Annotated in this window: 16 protein-coding genes, 1 tRNA gene and 1 pseudogene; 8 read left to right on the top strand and 10 right to left on the bottom strand. The window is 61.2% G+C overall.

Features of this window, described 5'->3' with window-relative positions; genetic code table 11:
• Nucleotides 1–3 precede the first annotated feature (3 nt).
• The 3 genes from IBX54_RS00620 to IBX54_RS00610 are packed head-to-tail and all read right to left on the bottom strand — an operon-like array spanning nt 4 to nt 2,139.
• Nucleotides 4–1,023 carry a methionine synthase gene (locus IBX54_RS00620; protein ID WP_296540725.1) on the bottom strand — a complete coding sequence of 340 codons (1,020 nt, stop codon included), beginning with the start codon at nt 1,021–1,023 and terminating at the stop codon, nt 4–6.
• Between the two features lie 45 nt (nt 1,024–1,068).
• Nucleotides 1,069–1,935, bottom strand: coding sequence for an ion transporter (locus IBX54_RS00615; protein ID WP_296540724.1), 867 nt, complete (start codon nt 1,933–1,935; stop codon nt 1,069–1,071).
• 42 nt (nt 1,936–1,977) lie between these two features.
• Nucleotides 1,978–2,139 (bottom strand): hypothetical protein, encoded by a 162-nt coding sequence (locus tag IBX54_RS00610; RefSeq protein WP_296540723.1) that lies wholly within the window; start codon nt 2,137–2,139, stop codon nt 1,978–1,980.
• Between the two features lie 190 nt (nt 2,140–2,329).
• Here IBX54_RS00610 and IBX54_RS00605 point away from each other — a divergent pair, with 190 nt between their 5' ends.
• The 4 genes from IBX54_RS00605 to IBX54_RS00590 all read left to right on the top strand — a co-directional run bounded on the left by IBX54_RS00605 (nt 2,330) and on the right by IBX54_RS00590 (nt 6,802).
• On the top strand, nt 2,330–3,364 hold the full coding sequence (locus IBX54_RS00605; RefSeq protein ID WP_296540722.1) for an amino acid ABC transporter substrate-binding protein: 1,035 nt from the start codon (nt 2,330–2,332) through the stop codon (nt 3,362–3,364).
• A gap of 83 nt (nt 3,365–3,447) precedes the next feature.
• Nucleotides 3,448–4,623 (top strand): ABC transporter permease subunit, encoded by a 1,176-nt coding sequence (locus IBX54_RS00600; protein WP_296540721.1) that lies wholly within the window; start codon nt 3,448–3,450, stop codon nt 4,621–4,623.
• A 13-nt stretch (nt 4,624–4,636) separates the two neighbouring features.
• Nucleotides 4,637–5,740: an amino acid ABC transporter permease gene (locus IBX54_RS00595; protein ID WP_296540720.1), complete on the top strand. Its 1,104-nt coding sequence runs from the start codon at nt 4,637–4,639 to the stop codon at nt 5,738–5,740.
• Between the two features lie 303 nt (nt 5,741–6,043).
• Nucleotides 6,044–6,802, top strand: a complete 759-nt coding sequence (locus tag IBX54_RS00590; protein ID WP_296540719.1) for an amino acid ABC transporter ATP-binding protein — start codon at nt 6,044–6,046, stop codon at nt 6,800–6,802.
• A gap of 70 nt (nt 6,803–6,872) precedes the next feature.
• Here the strand turns inward: IBX54_RS00590 and pmbA are convergent, their stop codons facing one another.
• Complete coding sequence (pmbA, locus tag IBX54_RS00585) at nt 6,873–8,312, bottom strand: metalloprotease PmbA (RefSeq protein ID WP_296540718.1); 1,440 nt, start codon at nt 8,310–8,312, stop codon at nt 6,873–6,875.
• A 22-nt stretch (nt 8,313–8,334) separates the two neighbouring features.
• On the opposite strand from pmbA, the gene yjgA reads away from it, so the two are divergent.
• Together yjgA and mog are read left to right on the top strand one after the other, a co-directional pair.
• Nucleotides 8,335–8,988: a ribosome biogenesis factor YjgA gene (yjgA, locus tag IBX54_RS00580; RefSeq protein ID WP_296540717.1), complete on the top strand. Its 654-nt coding sequence runs from the start codon at nt 8,335–8,337 to the stop codon at nt 8,986–8,988.
• Nucleotides 8,985–9,599 (top strand): molybdopterin adenylyltransferase, encoded by a 615-nt coding sequence (mog, locus tag IBX54_RS00575; RefSeq protein ID WP_296540716.1) that lies wholly within the window; start codon nt 8,985–8,987, stop codon nt 9,597–9,599. The genes yjgA and mog overlap by 4 nt, the downstream gene beginning before the upstream one ends.
• Nucleotides 9,600–9,700: 101 nt before the next feature.
• On the opposite strand, the gene IBX54_RS00570 is transcribed toward mog, so the two are convergent.
• The 3 genes from IBX54_RS00570 to IBX54_RS00560 form a co-directional block, all read right to left on the bottom strand.
• Nucleotides 9,701–9,787: transfer RNA gene (locus IBX54_RS00570), tRNA-Leu, on the bottom strand.
• A 56-nt stretch (nt 9,788–9,843) separates the two neighbouring features.
• Entirely contained in the window at nt 9,844–13,014 is a 3,171-nt protein-coding gene (locus IBX54_RS00565; protein WP_296540715.1) for an efflux RND transporter permease subunit, read from the bottom strand.
• Nucleotides 13,015–13,021: 7 nt separating this feature from the next.
• The gene (locus IBX54_RS00560; protein ID WP_296540714.1) at nt 13,022–14,164 is read right to left on the bottom strand and encodes an efflux RND transporter periplasmic adaptor subunit; all 1,143 of its coding nucleotides are present in this window, start codon (nt 14,162–14,164) and stop codon (nt 13,022–13,024) included.
• Between the two features lie 118 nt (nt 14,165–14,282).
• Here IBX54_RS00560 and IBX54_RS00555 point away from each other — a divergent pair, with 118 nt between their 5' ends.
• Nucleotides 14,283–14,519, top strand: a complete 237-nt coding sequence (locus IBX54_RS00555) for a DUF904 domain-containing protein (RefSeq protein ID WP_296540713.1) — start codon at nt 14,283–14,285, stop codon at nt 14,517–14,519.
• The gene (locus IBX54_RS00550; RefSeq protein ID WP_296540712.1) at nt 14,516–14,839 is read left to right on the top strand and encodes a cell division protein ZapA; all 324 of its coding nucleotides are present in this window, start codon (nt 14,516–14,518) and stop codon (nt 14,837–14,839) included. Before IBX54_RS00555 ends, IBX54_RS00550 begins: the two co-directional genes overlap by 4 nt.
• Here IBX54_RS00550 and IBX54_RS00545 read toward each other — a convergent pair whose 3' ends face one another.
• The 3 genes and pseudogenes from IBX54_RS00545 to IBX54_RS00535 all read right to left on the bottom strand — a co-directional run bounded on the left by IBX54_RS00545 (nt 14,840) and on the right by IBX54_RS00535 (nt 18,342).
• Complete coding sequence (locus tag IBX54_RS00545; protein ID WP_296540735.1) at nt 14,840–15,706, bottom strand: crotonase/enoyl-CoA hydratase family protein; 867 nt, start codon at nt 15,704–15,706, stop codon at nt 14,840–14,842.
• A gap of 42 nt (nt 15,707–15,748) precedes the next feature.
• Nucleotides 15,749–17,809, bottom strand: a pseudogene (locus tag IBX54_RS00540) (FAD-dependent oxidoreductase); the annotation flags it as partial.
• A 149-nt stretch (nt 17,810–17,958) separates the two neighbouring features.
• A complete protein-coding gene (locus IBX54_RS00535; RefSeq protein WP_296540711.1) occupies nt 17,959–18,342 on the bottom strand; it encodes a hypothetical protein in 384 nt (127 codons plus the stop codon).
• Between the last annotated feature and the right edge of the window lie 73 nt (nt 18,343–18,415).

Here is an 18,415-nt window from a genome sequence, read left to right as displayed (position 1 = left end):
TTTTCAGTCCAATCTTTGGCGCGCCAGGGCTGCGCCTTCAGTGAGCGCCTTGAGCTTGGCCAGCGCGATGTCGCGGTTCATCGGCGCCATGCCGCAGTTAGTGCAGGGAAACAGGCGGTGCTTGGGCACGTATTGCAGCGCCTTGCCGATGGTGTCGGCCACCTGCTCGGCGGTTTCCACCTCGTCGCTGGCGACATCGATCACCCCCACCATCACGTCCTTGCCGGCCAGCAAGCCCATCAGGTGCGGGCGCACATGGGAGTGGTAGCACTCCAGGCTCACCTGGTTGATGCTGCTGGCCGCAATGGCCGGAAAAATGGCTTCGTATTGGCGCCACTGCTGGCCCAGCGTTTCCTTCCAGTCCAGGTTGGCCTTGATGCCGTAGCCGTAGCAGATGTGCACAGCGGTGGTGCAGGTGAGCCCCTTTGCGGCGCGCTCCAAGGCCTGCACGCCCCACGTTGCCGCATCTTTCAAATAGACGTTGAAGGCGGGTTCATCAAACTGGATGATGTCCACGCCGTCGGCCTGCAGCGCCAGCGCCTCCTGGTTCAGCAGGTCGGCAAACGCCATCGCCATATCGACCTTGCTGCCGTAACAGCGGTCGGCCACAGTATCGACGATGGTCATGGGGCCGGGCAGCGTGAACTTGACTTTCTTTTTGGTGTGGGCGCGCAGCAGTTGGGCTTCGAGCGCGTGCACGCGACCCTTGAGTTTGAGCGGTGCCACCACTTGCGGCACCTGTGCGTCGTAGCGGCCATCGCGAATGCCCATCGTCACCTTGTGCTCGAAGTCGATGCCTTCTACTTGCTCCAGAAAGCCGTGCACAAAGTGCTGGCGCGCCTGCTCGCCGTCGCCAATGATGTCCAGGCCCGCGTCTTCCTGCAGCTTGATCCAAAGCAGCGTGGCGTCGCGCTTGGCTTGCAGCAGCTCGTCACCCGTGGCCTTCCACTGCGGCCAGAGTTTTTGCGTTTCGGCCAGCCAGGCGGGTTTGGGCAGGCTGCCCGCGATGACGGTATCCAACATTTTGGTCTCCTTGTTTTGCAAAGATGCGCATCGTAGCGCAGCACCTCATGGCGCGTCCGCGTCATTGGCATAGGCCGGCAAACGCACGCCGCAATGGCGACAAAAATTGGCATCGGGCATATGGCCTTCGGTCAGGCATTCCTGGCAGGTGCGCGTGGTGCTGGGCGCATTGCGCGCATAGGCCATTTCGGCCGTGACAATGCCGGTGGGCACCGCCAGCGTGCCCCAGCCGAGCAGCATCATGGCAGACGCAATCAGCCGTCCCAAATCTGTTTTGGGGGTGATGTCGCCAAAGCCCACCGTGGTCATGGTGGTGATAGCCCAATAAACCGAAGTGGGGATGCTGGTGTAGCCGTTGGCGGGGCCTTCGACCACATACATCAAGGTGCCCACCACCAGCACAATCATCAAAACCGCCGTCAGAAACACCATGATCTTGCGCTTGCTGGCGCGCAAAGCCTGGCCAAGCATCCGGTATTCCGACACATAGGCCGAGAGCTTGAAGACCCGAAACACCCTGAGCAACCGCAGGATGCGCACATCAATCAGCACGCCCACCTCCGGCACCAGCAGCGCCAGGTAAGTAGGTAACACCGCCAGCAGATCGACGATGCCGTAAAAACTGAAAACGTAGCGCCAGGGGTGACGCACGCAGCTCAGGCGCGCGGCGTATTCCAGCGTGAACAACAGGGTAAAAAACCATTCTGCGAGCGTCAACCAGCCATGAAAGCGATCGTTGATGTGCCCAACGCTGTCGGCCATCACCACCGCCACGCTGGCCAGAATGACCGCAATCAGCACCTGATCAAAGCGGCGCCCGGCACGGGTATCGGCTTCAAAAATAATGATGTAGAGCTGCAAGCGCCAGCCGTTCAGGGGCTTGCCCAGTGCTTCTGTTGTCAAGTTAGACATCTGCGATCTCAAGCTTGATCCTTCATCGTGGCTTTTGATATTTCACGTTAATACTGGCATGTTTACTGCGAGCCAGCCGTACCCGGCCCGATACCGCACACGGACCTTGAACAGAGCCTTCGTCATCGCGAGCGAAGCGTGGCGATCCATGACTTCCGGGGTCATGGATTGCGTCACTTCGTTCGCAATGACGGGGGTGTTCATGGAAAGGCAATTTGAGTCGAGGTTTTGGGCCTGGTTCGCTGAATATGATTATGAATTTAATGCATATATTCCAAGCGTAAACCCGAATGCAAATGCCATCGACGCGCGGTTAAAGTTCACCTCTTGTCGATTTATCCGTGCGCGGACGTAGCTTACAAGCTTTTTTAACTTTTTTTGTTGGAGTCAACCAATGCAATCAAGCAAACTCAAAAACCTGGCAGTCGTTGCCGCTGTGCTGGGCACCCTTGCCGCACTTCCCGCCCACGCGGGAAAAACCCTGGACGGCATCAAGGCCCGTGGTCAGGTGGTATGTGGTGTCAACACCGGCCTGGCAGGTTTCGGCGCGGCTGACTCCAGCGGCAAGTGGAGCGGCCTGGACATCGATGTGTGCCGCGCCATCGCCGCAGCCACGCTGGGCGACCCTGAAAAGGTCAAATACGTGCCGCTGAATGCACAACAGCGCTTTACCGCCCTGCAATCCGGCGAAATCGATGTGCTGTCGCGCAACACCACCTTCACCCTGACCCGTGACGCCTCGCTGGGCCTGCATTCCACCGTTGTTACCTATTACGACGGCCAGGGCTTCATGGTCCCGGTCAAAAGCAAGATCAAGAGCGCCAAGCAGCTCAAGGGGCAAACCGTGTGTGTGCAGTCTGGCACCACCACCGAGAAGAACCTCACAGACTACTCCAAAGCCAATGGCCTGAACATCAAGCCGGTGGTGTTTGAAAAACTCGAGGCCGCCGAAAACGCCTACTTCACCGGCCGCTGCATTGCCTACACCACCGATGCCTCTGGTTTGGCTTCTACCCGCAACAAGGTGGCCAAGAACCCGGCTGACCACGTCATCCTGCCCGAGCTGATCTCCAAGGAGCCGCTGGGTCCGCAGGTGCGCCGCGGTGACGACGAGTGGTTCGCCATCGTCAAATGGACCATCTACGGTCTGCTCGAAGCCGAAGAATACGGCATCACCCAGGCCAATGTGGACAGCCTGAAGACCAGCAGCAAAGACCCCGTGGTAACACGCATCCTGGGCGTCTCGGAAGACACCGGCAAGCTGCTCGGCCTGAGCAGGGACTGGATGACCAACGCCATCAAGGCGACCGGCAACTACGGCGAAATTTTCGAGCGCAATGTGGGTCCCAAGTCAGCGCTTGGCCTGCCCCGTGGTGTCAACAACCAGTGGAACAAGGGCGGCCTGATGTACGCCTACCCGGTTCGTTAATCCAAGCGCACAGCGCACAAGGCGCCGCCTGACATCGTCACCAGCGATTCATGCGGCGTTTTTTTTGATGGATACCAATCACGATGAAGCCACAAACTCCTCCCAAGAAAAATAATTGGTCCTGGCGCAGCCAAGCCTTCAGGGGCCTGATTTACCAGCTTATTGCCATGATGGCCATTGCTGGTGTGGTCTGGTTTCTGGCGCACAACACACTGGAAAACATGCGGGTTCGCGGTATCCAGAGCGGCTTTGATTTTTTAAACCAGGCGGCCGGCTTTGACATTGGCGAAAGCCTGTACCCGTTTGACTCGGGCGAGGCCTACTGGAGCGCCTTTCTGGTGGGCGTTACCAACACGCTGCGCGTGGCCGTGCTCGGCATCATTCTGGCAACCGTGCTGGGCACGCTGCTGGGTGTGGGCCGCTTCTCTCGCAATGCGCTGGTGCGGGGTCTGTGCCTGTCCTACGTGGAATTTTTCCGCAATATTCCGGTGCTGTTGCAACTGCTGATGTGGTACGTGATCCTGACCGAGGTGCTACCCATTTCGGCCGAGGCCTGGGAAGTGGGCCCGCTTTTTTTGAGTAAGGGCGGACTGAACTTTCCGATTCCGGTCTGGAGCACTGGCCAGCTTTGGGCGGCCTATGGGCTGCTGCCTGGCTTGTTGCTGGGCTGGGCTTATCGGCGCTGGGCGGTCAGGCAATTTGAAGCCACCGGACAAACTCGCAGCATGGTGCTGCTGCCGCTTTTGATTCTTCTGTTGGCCAGCGTGGTCGGCTGGGCGCTGGGCGGCGCGCCCACCGATTTCAACCGCCCATTCAAAGGCGAATTTTCAGTTGAAGAAGGCGGTGCCCTGACGCCCGAATTTTTGGCCGTGCTGATGGGCCTGACGCTCTACACGGCTGCTTTCATTGCCGAAGTGGTGCGCGGCGGCATCGCATCGGTGGCACGCGGCCAGGCTGAAGCAGCATCGGCACTGGGCCTGAGCCGCAAGCAGGAAATGCGCTTGGTCATGCTGCCGCAGGCACTGCGCGTGATCATTCCGCCGCTGACCAACCAGTATCTGAACCTGACCAAAAACTCGTCTCTGGCGGTGGCCATTGGCTACCCCGATGTGGTCTCAATCGCCAACACCGCACTCAACCAGACCGGCCGCGCGGTGGAATGCATTGCGCTGGTGATGCTGGTGTACCTGATCACCTCGCTGGGCACATCGCTGCTGATGAACTGGTACAACAGCCGCGCCGCCATCAAGGAACGTTGAATCGGACCCCACCATGAAAACCACAACTTTTCAACCCATTGCACCGCGACCAGCCCCGGTCAACACCGAAGGTCCGGTGGCCTGGGTCAAGGCCAATTTGCTGGCCGACTGGAAAACCTCTCTGGCCACACTGCTGATTGGCGCGGTGCTGCTGTGGCTGGTGCCGCAAATTTTGAACTGGGCCATCATCAAGGCGGTCTGGGCGGCCGACTACGATGCCTGCCGCGTCGAAGGCGCCGGTGCCTGCTGGGGCGTGATCACCGAAAAATACCGCATCATCATCTTTGGCCGCTACCCGTTCGAAGAGCAATGGCGCCCGCTCATTGCCACCCTGCTACTCACCGGTTTGCTGGTGGCCAGCTGCATGCGCATGTTCTGGCGCGCCTGGCTGCCGCTGTTGTGGCTGGTGGTGCTGACGGCATTTTTTGCGCTCATGTACGGCAACACGCTGGGCTTGAGCAAGGTCGAAACCGACCGCTGGGGCGGCCTGCCACTGACCATTTTGCTGGCGTCGCTGTCGCTGGTGATGTCTTTTCCGCTGGCGCTGCTGATTGCGCTTGGGCGGCGCTCCAACCTGCCGGCCATTCGCACTTTTTGCACCATTTATGTCGAGTTGATTCGCGGTGTGCCCTTGATCTCGGTGCTGTTCATGGCCTCGTTCATGTTCCCGCTGTTCATGCCGCCGGGCGTCAACATTGATGTGCTGGTGCGTGTGCTGGTGGGCATCACGCTGTTTGCCGCCGCCTATTCGGCCGAGGTGATCCGCGGCGGTTTGCAGGCAGTGCCCAAGGGCCAGGTAGAGGCGGCTGCCACGCTGGGCCTGTCGTATTGGCAAACCCAGCGCAAAATCGTGCTGCCACAAGCCCTGGCCATGGTGGTGCCGGGCATCATGAACAACTTCATCTCGACCTTCAAAGACACCTCGCTGGTGACCATCGTGAGCCTGTACGAGCTGACCGGCGCCATGAGCCTGGCGCTCAACTCCGACTCCAACTGGCGCCCCTTCTCGATTGAAGGCTACGTTTTCATTGCCCTGATCTATTTTGTCTTCTGCTTTTCCATGTCGCGCTACAGCCACTGGGTCGAGACGCAGGTCAACAAGAGTAAGTTGAGATAGCGGTTATGCACCGTCGTTGCGTGCCCATCGTAGCCGGCCAGCTACCGCATACGGACCTTGAACGAAGACTTCGTCACGGCGAGCCGGCCGTACCTGGCCTGATACCGCACACGGACCTTGAACAGAGACTTCGTCACTGCGAGCGTAGCGCGGCAGTCCATGCAGTCCGGGGACATGGATTGCTTCACTTCGTTCGCAATGACGGTCACTGTCGCATTGACGGGACTGTTCATGGAAAAGAGCACCGCGACACAATGACAAATTTCCTGTCCACGATTTTCAATACTTCAACCGATCATCATCATGGCTGACACCAACACCCCCTCCCCCATCATCACTTTTGACAAAGTCAACAAATGGTATGGCAACGACTTTCATGTGCTGCGCGACATCGACCTGAGCGTGGCCAAGGGCGAGCGCATCGTGATTTGCGGGCCATCGGGCTCGGGCAAATCCACCCTCATCCGCTGCATCAACCGTCTCGAAGAGCACCAGCAAGGCCACCTGACCGTGGATGGCACCGAGTTGACCGACGACGTCAAGGCGATTGACAAAGTACGCAAGGAAGTTGGCATGGTGTTCCAGCAATTCAACCTGTTTCCGCACCTGACGGTGCTGGAAAACCTGACGCTGTCGCCGATGTGGGTCGGCAAGATGCCCAAGAAAGATGCCGAAGAAAAAGCCATGGCACAGCTTGAACGCGTGCGCATTGCCGAACAGGCCAACAAGTACCCGCTGCAACTCTCGGGCGGTCAGCAGCAGCGCGTGGCCATTGCCCGCGCGTTGTGCCTCAAACCAAAAATCATGCTGTTCGACGAACCCACCAGCGCGCTCGACCCCGAGATGATCAAGGAAGTGCTCGACGTGATGATTGCCATGGCCGATGAAGGCATCACCATGCTCTGCGTGACGCACGAAATGGGCTTTGCCAAGGCCGTGGCCGACCGCGTGATCTTCATGGACCAGGGCCAGATCGTCGAGCAAAACAACCCGCACGACTTCTTCAACAACCCGCAAAGCGAGCGCAGCAAGGACTTTTTGTCGAAAATCCTGGGGCATTGAACGATTTGACAATTCGTCAGTGCGTCCAGCGAAGTAGGCCCTCTGGGTGGCTGACGATTTCTGGTCAAAGTCAGCTCCCCGCCACTTTCATCTTGTTGATCAGGATCGAGCCCACAGTTTTGGCGCCGTGGTTGTAGGCATCGGCGCCCACCGCCACGATCCCTTTGAGCATGGCCTTCATGTTGCCAGCGATGGTAATTTCATGCACGGGGTAGGCAATGCGGCCTTTTTCCACCCAAAAGCCGCTGGCCCCGCGCGAATAGTCGCCGGTCACGTAATTGACGCCGCTGCCCATCAGCTCGGTCACAAACAGGCCGGTGCCCAAGCGCTGCAGCATGGCATCAAGGTTGTCGCCAGCACGCGTCAGGCGTGAGGTAAAAATCAGGTTGTGCGAGCCGCCCGCGTTGCCGGTAGTTTTCATGCCCAGTTTGCGCGCCGAGTAGCTGCCCAGAAAATAACCCTGTACCCTACCCGCATCGACCACGCTTCGCGCCTGCACGCGCACGCCTTCGTCGTCAAACGGCGAACTGCCCTTGCCGCGCTTGATGAACGGGTCTTCCAGAATGTCAATGTGCTTGGGGAAAATTGGTTTACCCAAGCTGTCGAGCAAAAAGCTGCTCTTGCGATACAGCGCGCCGCCACTGACGGCCTGCACAAAGCTGCCCAACAGGCCAGCCGCCAGCGGCGACTCGAACAGCACCGGGCATTCGGTGGTGGCAATCTTGCGGGCGTGCAGACGGCTCAGGGCGCGCTCGGCAGCGTAGCGCCCCACCGCCTCGGGCGAGGCCAGCTCGGCGGCATTGCGCTGCGAGCTGTACCAGTAGTCGCGCTGCATGTCGTCGCCCCGTCCGGCAATCGGCGACACCGACAGGGAGTGGCGCGAGCTGGCGTAGCCGCCGCGAAAGCCGTGCGTGTGGGCGCTGAAAAAGTGCGACTGCTGGGCCGACACGCTGGCGCCTTCGCTGTTGCTGATGCGCTTGTCCACGGCAAAGGCCGCGGCTTCGGCTTGCAGCGCAATCTGCGCCGCCTGCTCGCTGGTGATGGCCCAGGGAAAAAACAGCTCCAGGTCGGTGCGCTGCGCATCAGCGCGGGCAATGTCGGCCTCGTCGGGCAAGGCGGCAAACGAGTCTTCGGCGGTGAAACGGGCAATGTCGAATGCGGCCTGCACGGTCTGCTCGATGGCCGCCTGCGAAAAATCGGAGGTGCTGGCGTTGCCGCGGCGTTGGCCCAAATGCACGGTGATGCCGAGCGACTTGTCGCGGTTGCGCTCGACGTTTTCCAGCTCGCCCAAGCGCGCCGAGACGCTCAGACCACAGCCCTCCGAGGCGTGCGCTGCGGCATCGGTGGCACCGAGTTTTTTGGCATGGGCCAAGGCCGAATCGACCAGGCCTTCAAAAAAAGTACGGCTGTAACTGAAGCCATTGGCCGGGGCATCAGCGCTTTTGGCAGGGGACAGCGCGGCGGTGCGGCTCGACTTGGGAGTGCGCCTGGAAGTGTTGGATATGTTCATAGCGCGGCTATGATACTTGTCTATGACAAGAAAACTCAAAAAAGGCTATTTCGTTCGTGGTGAGTTCGTCGCCGAGGGCAGCGAGCGCGACCTGGAGCTCAAGGCCGAGCTCAAGGGCACCGACGACCAAAGCCGCACCGACCTCAAACGCGAAAGCACCGAGCTGCAAAAGCTGGGCGCTGATTTGCTGGAACTGCGCGCCGATACGCTGGCCAGGCTGGACCTGTCCGACCAGTTCATGGATGCGATTGACGAAGCCAAACGCATCACCAACTTCGAGGGCAAGCGGCGCCAGATGCAGTTCATCGGCAAGCTCATGCGCAAGCTCGAACCTGAGGTGTTGGATGCCGTCAAAAGAGCGCTCAATGAAGAAGCCACCGGCTCCGCCGCCGACAACCTGGTGCTGCACCAGGCCGAGATTTGGCGCGACCGCCTGATTGCCGACGACGATGCCGCCGCTCAATGGATCACCCTGTACCCGGGCTTTGACAGCCAGCAGTTGCGCGCGCTGATTCGCCAGGCACGCAAAGATGCCAAGCCGTCCAAACCCGGCGCACTGCCGCGCCACGGCCGCGCCTACCGCGAAATATTTCAACTGGTGCGCGAGCAGCTCGGCGCCATCCCGCCGCACGACCATAACGACACGCCTTTCAGCCCTGCCAGAGAAGCCTCATGAACACACCCGCCGCCAACCCCTACCCACCCGTCAAGATCGGCATCGTGTCGGTCAGCGACCGCGCCTCCGCTGGCATTTATGTCGACAAGGGCCTGCCCGCGCTGCAAGAGTGGCTCAGCCGCGCATTAAAAAATCCGCTGCAGTTCGAGCCGCGCCTGATCCCCGACGAGCAAGCCGCCATTCAAGCGGCACTGATCGAACTGGTGGACACCGGCTGCGCCCTGGTGCTCACCACCGGCGGCACCGGCCCGGCGCTGCGCGATGTCACGCCCGAAGCCACGCTGGCGGTGGCGCACAAGGAAATGCCCGGTTTTGGCGAGCAAATGCGCCAGATCAGCCTCAACTTTGTGCCCACGGCCATTCTGTCGCGCCAGGTGGCCGTGATCCGCAAGCAAAGCCTCATCATCAACCTGCCGGGCCAGCCCAAGTCGATCGCTGAAATCCTGGAAGGCCTGCGCGACGCCGAGGGCAAGTCCGTGGTACCCGGAGTTTTTGCCGCCGTACCCTACTGCATCGACCTGATTGGCGGGCCGTACCTGGAAACCGATGAAGCGGTGTGCAAGGCCTGGCGACCCAAAACCGCGGTCCGGAGTTTTCCAACTACACCGTAGCGCCTGATCGGGCCAGGTTCAGCGCCAGCAGGCAGAAACCAGCGAAACTCTTAAAATCAACACAAGCTGTTGATTTTCAAATAAATTTCGCTTTTTCCCTATGGTGCGCGGGGCGGGACTCGAACCCGCACACTGTTGCCAGCGTCAGGACCTAAACCTGGTGCGTCTACCAATTTCGCCACCCGCGCTGTTGCTGTTAGGTCAGGGGCGGATTCTAACCCGCCGGGTGGCGGCTACCGGTCACTCAGCGGCTGGTTGGCGTGACCCTGAACCAGGCTGCGTACATGGCCGGCAGGGCCAGCAGTGTGAGCACGGTGGCCACAATCAGGCCGCCCATGATGGCCACCGCCATCGGCCCCCAGAACACCGAGCGGCTCAAGGGAATCATGGCCAGCACCGCAGCGGCAGCAGTCAGCACGATGGGGCGCAGGCGGCGCGTGGCAGCACCCACGATGGCTCTCCAGGCCAGTACGCCGCTGGCGCGGTCCTGCTCGATCTGGTCGATCAGGATGACCGAGTTGCGCTGGATCATGCCCATCAGTGCAATGACGCCGAGCAGCGCGACAAAGCCGAACGGTCGGTTCAGCAGCAACAGCGCCCCGGCCACCCCGGCGATACCCAGCGGCCCGGTCAGAAACACCAGCACGGCGCGACTGAAGCTGTGCAGTTGCAGCATCAGCAGCGTGAAGGTGATGAACAGCATGATCGGAATACCGGCCACGATGCTCGATGAGCCCTTGGCGCTCTCGGCCACGGCGCCGGCCACCTCGATGCGGTAGTCGCCCTGCCCGGCTTGCGCCCATTGGGCTTGCAGGCGTTTGAGCTCAAGCAGCAGTTCGTCGGTGACGGTAGCGCCCTGCAGGCCCTCGACAATGTCGCTTTGCACGGTGATGGCGTAGTCGCCAGCCTCGCGCCACATCACGCCGGGCTCCCAGGTGAACACGGGTTTGGCAATTTGCATGAGCGGGATCGACTTGCCCGACGCAGTGGGCAGATAGGCGTTGGCGATGTCGGTGATGGCGTTGCGCTCCTCGAGCGGCTGACGCAGCACGATGTCGATCAACTTGTCACCCTCGCGGTATTGGCCCACCGTGCTGCCACTGAGGATGATTTTGGCAGCTTGCGCAATGGACTGGCTGGAAACGCCCAGCGCACGCGCCTTGTCCTGGTCCACTTCAAGGCGCATCACCTTGATGGACTCGTTCCAGTTGTCGTTGACGCCGCGCGTGTTGGCGTTTTGGCGCATCACCACCTTGACCTCGTCGGCGCGCTCGCGCAGCACCAGCGGGTCGGACCCGACCACGCGAAACTGCACCGGGTAGGGCACCGGCGGACCGTTGGCCAGCAGCTTGACGCGGCCACGCACCTCGGGGAACTCCTGCGCCAGCAGCGCAGGCAACTGGCGCCGCAATCGTTCGCGCGCGACCAAGTCGTGCGGCAGCACAATCAGTTGCGACACATTGGTCTGGGCAAACACCTGCTCCAGCGGCAAGTAAAAGCGCGGCACGCCGGAACCAATCCACTGGGTGACGGTGGCCACGCCGGGCTCGGCCAGCAAGCGGGTCTCGACCCGTTTGGCCACGTCTTCGGTGGCGACAAAGGCGGTACCCTCGGGCGACCAGAGTTCAATGGTCAGCTCGGGACGGCTCGAGTCGGGAAAAAACTGCTGCTGCACCTGTCCCATGCCGACAATCCCCAGACCAAACAGCGCCGCGGTTGCGCCAATGGTGAGCCAGCGGTGACGGATGCAGGCGTTCACGGTGCGACCAAACGCCCGGTAAAAAGGCGTGTCGTACATGTCATGCGCCAGCGCCCGGTTCGCAACTGGCGCTTGTTCGGACTCTTGCACATGCGGCGGCGGCTTGAGCAGGCGCGTGCCCAGGTAGGGCACAAAATAGACCGAAACGATCCAGCTCAAGACCAGCGCGATCACCGTCACGGCAAAGATGGCAAAGGTATATTCGCCGGTCGTGCTTCTTGCCAAGCCAATGGGCAAAAAGCCGGTAGCGGTAATGAGCGTGCCGGTGAGCATGGGCATGGCCGTGATGTCATAGGCAAAGGTGGCGGCGCGCACCTTGTCATAACCTTCTTCCATCTTGCGCACCATCATTTCCACCGCGATGATGGCGTCGTCCACCAGCAGGCCCAAAGCAATGATGAGCGAGCCCAGCGAAACCTTGTGCAGGCCAATGCCCCAGTAGTGCATCGCCAGGAAGGTCATGGCCAGCACCAGCGGAATGGCGATACCCACCACCAGACCGGGGCGCATGTCGAGCGTCCAGCGCTTCATGAGCGGCTGCGTGCCGGGGCGCCTGTGCAAGCCGAGGCTGATGAAGCTCACCGCCAGCACAATTGCCACGGCCTCGATCAGTACCTTGACGAACTCATTGACCGAGCTGGCCACCGACCTGGGCTGGTCCTGGATCTGCCCCAGCGTGACGCCCAACGGCAAGGTTTTCTCGATGTGCCGGACGGCCGCAGTCAAGGCCTTGCCCAGCGCGATGATGTCGCCGCCCCTGCTCATCGAGACCCCGAGCGCAATCACTTCCTCGCCCTGAAAGTGCACCTTGACCGAGGGTGGATCGACATAGTCGCGCTTGATGGTGGCAATGTCACCCAGGCGCAACTGGCGGGTGCCCGCGTAAATCGGCATGGCGCGCAGGTCTTGCACCGCCATGAACTGCCCGGCCACGCGCACCTGTACCACATCGAGCGGTGTTTGCACCGCACCGGCGGAGGCCACCGCGTTTTGCTGGTTCAGCTGGGCCAGCACGGCATTCATGTCCAGCCCCAGTTGGGCCAGCCGCTTTTGCGAGATTTCAATGAACAGTTTTTCGTCCTGCACGCCAAACAACTCGACCTTGCCAACGTCAGGCACGCGCAGCAGCTGCTGGCGCACGTCGTCGGCAAATGTCTTGACCTCGGCATAGCTGAAACCGGGGGCCTGCAAGGCATAAATGACGCCATAGACATCGCCAAAATCGTCATTGAAAAACGGTCCCACCACGCCTTGCGGCAGGCTGGCGCGCATATCGCCAATTTTTTTGCGCACCTGGTACCAGACGTTGGCCACCTCGGCACCGCGGGCGTAGTCTTTGATCTGAAAAATGATCAGGGTCTCGCCCGGCTTGGCGTAGCTGCGAATTTGATCGGCGTAGGGCACCTCCTGCAGCGTGCGCTCCAACTTGTCGGTAACCTGCTCGGCCATTTGCTGGGCACTGGCACCCGGCCAGTAAGCACGCACCACCATGGCCCGGAAGGTAAATGGCGGGTCTTCATCCTGCCCAAGCGAGAAGTAGCTGGCGGTGCCCAGCAGCAGCAGCACGACCATCAAAAACCGTGTCAGCGAGGCGTGCTCAATGGCCCAGCGCGACAGGTTAAAACCTTTTTTGGGTTGCAACAGGGACGCGCTCATGCTTGGCTCAGCGGGCATGAGCCGAAGCGCCGGGCACGGTTTGCGCTTGGCTGGCCGTGTCGATCAACTTGCTGGCCTGGTAAAGCATGACCTTTTGGCCCGGTGCCAGCACATGCACGCCCGCCACCACCACCTGCATGCCCGGCTGCAGGCCGTCGGAGATCACCACGTCGTTGCCGTCGGCGGTGGCAATTTGCACCGTCTGCGGCTTGACCGTCATGCTGGCGGGCTCAAACAGCCAGACGGCGCTGGCCTGGCCCTGCTGCCACAAAGCGCTGGTGGGCAGCTTGATGACTGGCGTGCCGGCATGCTGGAGCGCAGCTGGCATGACCGTCACCGTGCTGCCCAGTGCCAGATCGTCCTCGGCCCGCAGCGCCACCTTGACTGAAAAGGTGCGCGTGACGGGGTCGGCGCTGGCGGCGACTTCGCGCACCACGCCCTTGAACATGGCGTCTGTGGACCAGACCCGCACCTGCGCTGGCGTGCCCGTGGTGATGGCCGCCACCTTGTCTTCGGGCACGGCAAACACCACGTCGCGCGGGCCGTCGTGGGCCAACTGCAGCACCGGGGCGCCAGCCGACACCACTTGGCCGCGCTCGGCCAGCACGGCCGTTACCACGCCGGGCGCATCGGCGCGCAAGATGGCGTAGTCGGCCTGATTGCTCTGCGCTGCCAGATGCGACTGCGCCTGCTCGAATTGCGCCTGGGCTGCCTTGAAAACAGCGTCGCGCCGCTCCAGTTCGGCGGCACCGATGAAGCCCTGGTTGCCGAGTTCGGTATGGCGTTTGAGATCGGCCGTCGCCAGATCGAGGCTGCTGCGCGCGGCGGCCAACTGGGCGCGAGCGGCATTGGTGGCCAACGTCAAATCCTGTGGGTCGAGCCGGGCCAGAACTTGCCCGGCCTTGACGTGCTGGCCCGCCTCCACTGCCCGCGCCAGCAGCTTGCCACCTACACGAAAGCCCAGTTGCGATTCGACCCGGGCACGAATCTCGCCGGCGAATTCCAGCGTGCCAGAAGTCCCGTGCAGGCCAACCGTGACCACCTTGACGGCGCGAATCGGCTCGGCGGGCGGCGCAGGCCTGGAGCAGGCGACCAAGGCTGTCGCAAGCGCCAACAGCCACGTCACTTTAAAACCGGTAACTTTGCACATCGACTTTCATCCCTGTAATTTTTGTGTTGATTGACTTCAAACCTGATTGATACCGGCGCCAATTTTAATAACTTTTTGGTCATTAAAATGATTTTCCAAAATCTTACAATCCTCGCCTATGTCAGACCAGTCACCCATAGACCAAATTGCCGAGCGGGTTGAGCGCTTGTTGTTGCGCCACGAAGAACTCAACCGCACCAACGCGCTGCTCTACGAGGAAATTGAGTCGCTGAAGCAAGAGCGCGATTCTCTCAAATCGCGCCTGAGCGCAGCGCGGGCGCGGGTGGATGCCCTGCTGTCACGTTTACCGGAGGCCGGTTCTCCGCCCTTGAACCCCCAGCGAGGTTCCCAATGAAGCAGCTCGAAGTTCAGATCATGGGGCAAAGCTATTTGCTCGGCTGCCCGGTAGGCGGCGAGACGCGTTTGCTCAATGTGGCGGGGCGCGTGGACGAAGCCATGTGCAAGATCCGCGAGGCGGGCAAGGTGCGTGCACGTGACCGTATTGCCGTGCTGGCCGCGCTTAACCTGGCCTTTGACGCCCCCGAAGCCCCCGCCGGTTCAGCAACACCCCGGGCAGAGCCGGGCGCGCCCTGGCAAGCCGACGATGCCATCAAAATCAGTCAACTGATCAAACGTCTCGACGACGCGCTGGCCAGCGACAACCAGTTGCTCTGATCAATCCTTGAAAACTGGCGCTCGCTTGCCCATATTGGCTATCATGGCTTCCTGCAAGTCGTTGGAAAGCAGCATGGCGGCGTTCCAGGTGGCCACGTAGTTCAGGCCGTCGGCCACAGAATGGTCACGCGCATAGGTGATCATTTCTTTCACCCCCCGAATGCTCAAGGGCGACTTGGCGGCCATGCTGGCAGCGAGCTCGCGCACACCCGCTTGCAGCGCTTCGCGCGAGTCGAACACGCGGTTCACCAGCTTCATCTGTAGCGCCTCGGCCGCATCGAACTTGCGCCCGGTGTAGGCCAGCTCGCGCGCCATGCCTTCGCCCACCAGCTTGGGCAAGCGCTGCAAGGTGCCCACATCAGCGGTCATGCCGATGTCGATTTCCTTGATTCTGAATGTGGCATCGCCCGAGCAGTAGCGCATGTCGGCGCAACAAATCAAATCGATACCGCCACCAATGCAGGCACCGTGAATGGCGGCCAGCACCGGCTTGCGGCAGCGCTCCAGTGCGGTCAGGCTGTCCTGCAAATCCAGAATCACCTGGCGCAGGTTTTCGCGGGTGCGGGCTTCGCAGTCATTCTGAATCTGGTCGCCCATGCCCATCATCATCTGCAGATCGATGCCGCTGGTGAACAGCTTGCCCTCGCCTTCCAGAATCGCCACGCGCGCCTCTGCCGTGGCATCGACCCACTTGAAGGCCTGGCGAATCTCGTGCCACATCGCCAGGTTCATGGCGTTGGCCTTGTCGGGCCGGTTGAGTTTGATGGTGGCAATGTGGTCCTGCAAACTCACGCTCAGGGTTTTATAGGGCGTAGCGCTGTTTTCTCCGGCGCTGCCTGCACTGGTTTTTGCCTGGCCAGCGGTCACTGCTTGGTTTGACTTGTCAGCCCCTGGTGCCGGCCCGCTGGCCAGCGCCACCGCCAGCTCCAGGCCCTGCTTGATGGCACGTTTGGCATCGAGCTCATCGGCTTTGTCGGCACCGCCGATCAGGTGCACCTGCAGCCCCGCTGCCTGCAAAGCGGCCTGCAGTTCGCGCTGCGGCTCCTGGCCGGCACAGATCACCACGTTGTCCACCGGCAGCGTGCGCTCTTCGCCGTTGACCGTGATGTGCAGGCCCGCGTCGTCAATTTTGCGGTAAGTCACACCCGCGAGCATCTCGACGTGGCGGTTTTTCAGCGAGGTGCGGTGAATCCAGCCAGTGGTTTTGCCCAGGCCATCACCCACTTTGCTGGTCTTGCGCTGCAACAAATAGACCTTGCGTGGACTCGCCTCGATGTGCGCCGGCGTCAGGCCGCCGCGCGTGCTGTAGCGGGTATCGACACCCCACTCGGCAAAGAACTTGGCCTGATCCAGGCTCGAGCTGGTGCCCTCATGCAGCAGGTATTCGGCGGTGTCGAAGCCAATGCCGCCGGCGCCGATCAGCGCCACGGTTTTACCGACCGGCTTTTTATCGCGCAGCACGTCAAGGTAACCGAGCACCTTGGCATGGTCGATGCCATCGATGGGCGGGGTGCGCGGCGTCACGCCGGTGGCCAGCACCACGTGTTTGAAACCGCTTGCGACCAGGTCCTTGATGCTGATGGTTGCCATGGATTGCCACGCTTCGCTTGCCATGACGCCGATCTTTGTGTTGAGCTTCAGGGTGACGCCGGTCAGCTCAAGCTGCTTGCCAAAGTAGCGCAGCGTCTCGTAAAACTCTTCTTTGCCCGGCACCTGCTTGGCAATGTTGAACTGGCCGCCGATCTCGGGGGCCGCGTCGAACAGCGTCACGTCGAAGCCGCATTGCGCCGCGGCCGTGGCAAAGCTCAAGCCCGCCGGCCCGGCGCCGACCACGGCAATCTTGTCGCGGCTGGCAACGGGCGTGAGGTTGATCAGGGTCTCGTGGCAGGCACGCGGATTCACCAGGCAACTGGTCACCTTGCCGGCAAAGGTATGGTCCAGGCAAGCCTGGTTGCAGCCGATGCAGGTGTTGATCTCGTCGGCGCGGCCCTCGGCGGCCTTTTGCACAAACAGCGGGTCAGCCAGGAACGGCCGCGCCATCGAGACCATGTCGCAAAAGCCGTCAGCCAGCAGCTGCTCGGCCACCTCGGGCGTGTTGATGCGGTTGGTGGCCACCAGCGCAATGCCCACCTTGCCCTTGAGCTGCTGCGTGACCCAGGCCCAGGCCGCGCGCGGCACCTTGGTGGCGATGGTGGGAATGCGCGCCTCGTGCCAGCCAATGCCGGTGTTGATGATGGTCGCACCCGCCGCCTCGACGGCTTGGGCGAGCTGAATCACTTCGTCGAGCGTGGAGCCGCCCTCGACCAGATCGAGCATCGACAGGCGGTAAATGATGATGAAATTTTTGCCCACTTTTTCGCGCGTGCGGCGCACGATCTCGACCGGAAATTTGATGCGGTTGGCGTAGCTGCCACCCCATTCGTCGTCGCGCTGATTGGTGCGCGCGGCAATGAATTCGTTGAGCAGGTAGCCCTCTGAGCCCATGATCTCGACCCCGTCGTAACCCGCGCTTTGCGCCAGCGCGGCGCAGCGCACAAAGTCGTCGATGGTCTGGTGCACCTCGTCGGTGCTCAGCGCATGCGGCGTCATCGGGTTGATGGGCGCCTTCAACGCGCTCGGTGCCACCAGATTCTCGTGGTACGCGTAGCGGCCAAAGTGCAGGATTTGCATGGCGATCTTGCCGCCGGCCTGGTGCACGGCGGCGGTCACCAGTTTGTGTTTTTCGGCCTCCGCTTCGGTGGTCAGGCGCGCGCCGCCAGGCATTGGGCGACCGCGGTCATTGGGCGCAATGCCCCCGGTGACGATCAAGCCGACACCGCCACGCGCACGCTCGGCGTAAAACGCGGCCATGCGCTTGAAACCGTCCTTGACCTCCTCGAGTCCGACGTGCATCGAGCCCATCAGGACGCGGTTGGGCAGCGTGGTAAAGCCAAGATCAAGGGGTTGCAGCAAGTGGGGATAGGTGGCCATGAAAATTCCTGTCAAAGGATGGATGTGCTTGATGCCGAGTATTCGAACCGGCCAAACCCGGATGAAAATAAATTTTGCCAGGCAATGAACAGCTGGCAAATCGCCAGCAATTATGTCCAACTGGCGATGAATTACCTAGAAACCGACCTCTAAAAAAGTTGGCTGGCCAGCGCCACCGTCAACCCCAGCACCCACGCCGCCAGCCACAGCAGGCGCACCCGGTTGACCTCGACCCGCTTGATCAGTTGCGCGTTTTGATCGGCCAGCGACTGGATCAACTCGCTCGACACCAGCATTTGCTGGTGCAGCTCGGCAGCGGCCACTTGCAGTTCGGCCACTTGCGCCTGCAAGGCGGCAACCGCTGGCGGCTCCGAACCCAGCGTGTCGGGCACAGGGTTCAGCGGCGCGACAGGCACCGGTTTTTTGCCGACGTTCTGCCAGAGTTTTTTAGCCCCGTTCGCAACCTTGGGCGCGTTTTCGATGACCTCGCCCCAAGGCACCAGTTTCAATACAGTCAGCCAGCCAATTGCCATTGATTCACTCCTTGGAAGAAGACGTAAGCCTAACCCAAACCACAATCCCCGATAATCGGGAGCTTGACCAGCG

It is taken from the genome of Rhodoferax sp., assembly GCF_014859475.1.
GTDB lineage: Bacteria > Pseudomonadota > Gammaproteobacteria > Burkholderiales > Burkholderiaceae_C > Rhodoferax.
Note: the sequence above shows the minus strand (reverse complement) of the source record. Positions and strands in the feature narration are given on the sequence as shown.

What these genes read in the sequence shown, in the direction of transcription:
- IBX54_RS00560 (WP_296540714.1), bottom strand. Translation starts at nt 14,164, where the DNA reads ATGTGCAAAGTTACCGGTTTTAAAGTGACGTGGCTGTTGGCGCTTGCG.
- mog (WP_296540716.1), top strand. Translation starts at nt 8,985, where the DNA reads ATGAACACACCCGCCGCCAACCCCTACCCACCCGTCAAGATCGGCATC.
- IBX54_RS00555 (WP_296540713.1), top strand. Translation starts at nt 14,283, where the DNA reads ATGTCAGACCAGTCACCCATAGACCAAATTGCCGAGCGGGTTGAGCGC.
- IBX54_RS00590 (WP_296540719.1), top strand. Translation starts at nt 6,044, where the DNA reads ATGGCTGACACCAACACCCCCTCCCCCATCATCACTTTTGACAAAGTC.
- IBX54_RS00550 (WP_296540712.1), top strand. Translation starts at nt 14,516, where the DNA reads ATGAAGCAGCTCGAAGTTCAGATCATGGGGCAAAGCTATTTGCTCGGC.
- pmbA (WP_296540718.1), bottom strand. Translation starts at nt 8,312, where the DNA reads ATGAACATATCCAACACTTCCAGGCGCACTCCCAAGTCGAGCCGCACC.
- IBX54_RS00595 (WP_296540720.1), top strand. Translation starts at nt 4,637, where the DNA reads ATGAAAACCACAACTTTTCAACCCATTGCACCGCGACCAGCCCCGGTC.
- IBX54_RS00610 (WP_296540723.1), bottom strand. Translation starts at nt 2,139, where the DNA reads ATGAACACCCCCGTCATTGCGAACGAAGTGACGCAATCCATGACCCCG.
- IBX54_RS00600 (WP_296540721.1), top strand. Translation starts at nt 3,448, where the DNA reads ATGAAGCCACAAACTCCTCCCAAGAAAAATAATTGGTCCTGGCGCAGC.
- IBX54_RS00565 (WP_296540715.1), bottom strand. Translation starts at nt 13,014, where the DNA reads ATGAGCGCGTCCCTGTTGCAACCCAAAAAAGGTTTTAACCTGTCGCGC.
- yjgA (WP_296540717.1), top strand. Translation starts at nt 8,335, where the DNA reads ATGACAAGAAAACTCAAAAAAGGCTATTTCGTTCGTGGTGAGTTCGTC.
- IBX54_RS00535 (WP_296540711.1), bottom strand. Translation starts at nt 18,342, where the DNA reads ATGGCAATTGGCTGGCTGACTGTATTGAAACTGGTGCCTTGGGGCGAG.
- IBX54_RS00615 (WP_296540724.1), bottom strand. Translation starts at nt 1,935, where the DNA reads ATGTCTAACTTGACAACAGAAGCACTGGGCAAGCCCCTGAACGGCTGG.
- IBX54_RS00620 (WP_296540725.1), bottom strand. Translation starts at nt 1,023, where the DNA reads ATGTTGGATACCGTCATCGCGGGCAGCCTGCCCAAACCCGCCTGGCTG.
- IBX54_RS00605 (WP_296540722.1), top strand. Translation starts at nt 2,330, where the DNA reads ATGCAATCAAGCAAACTCAAAAACCTGGCAGTCGTTGCCGCTGTGCTG.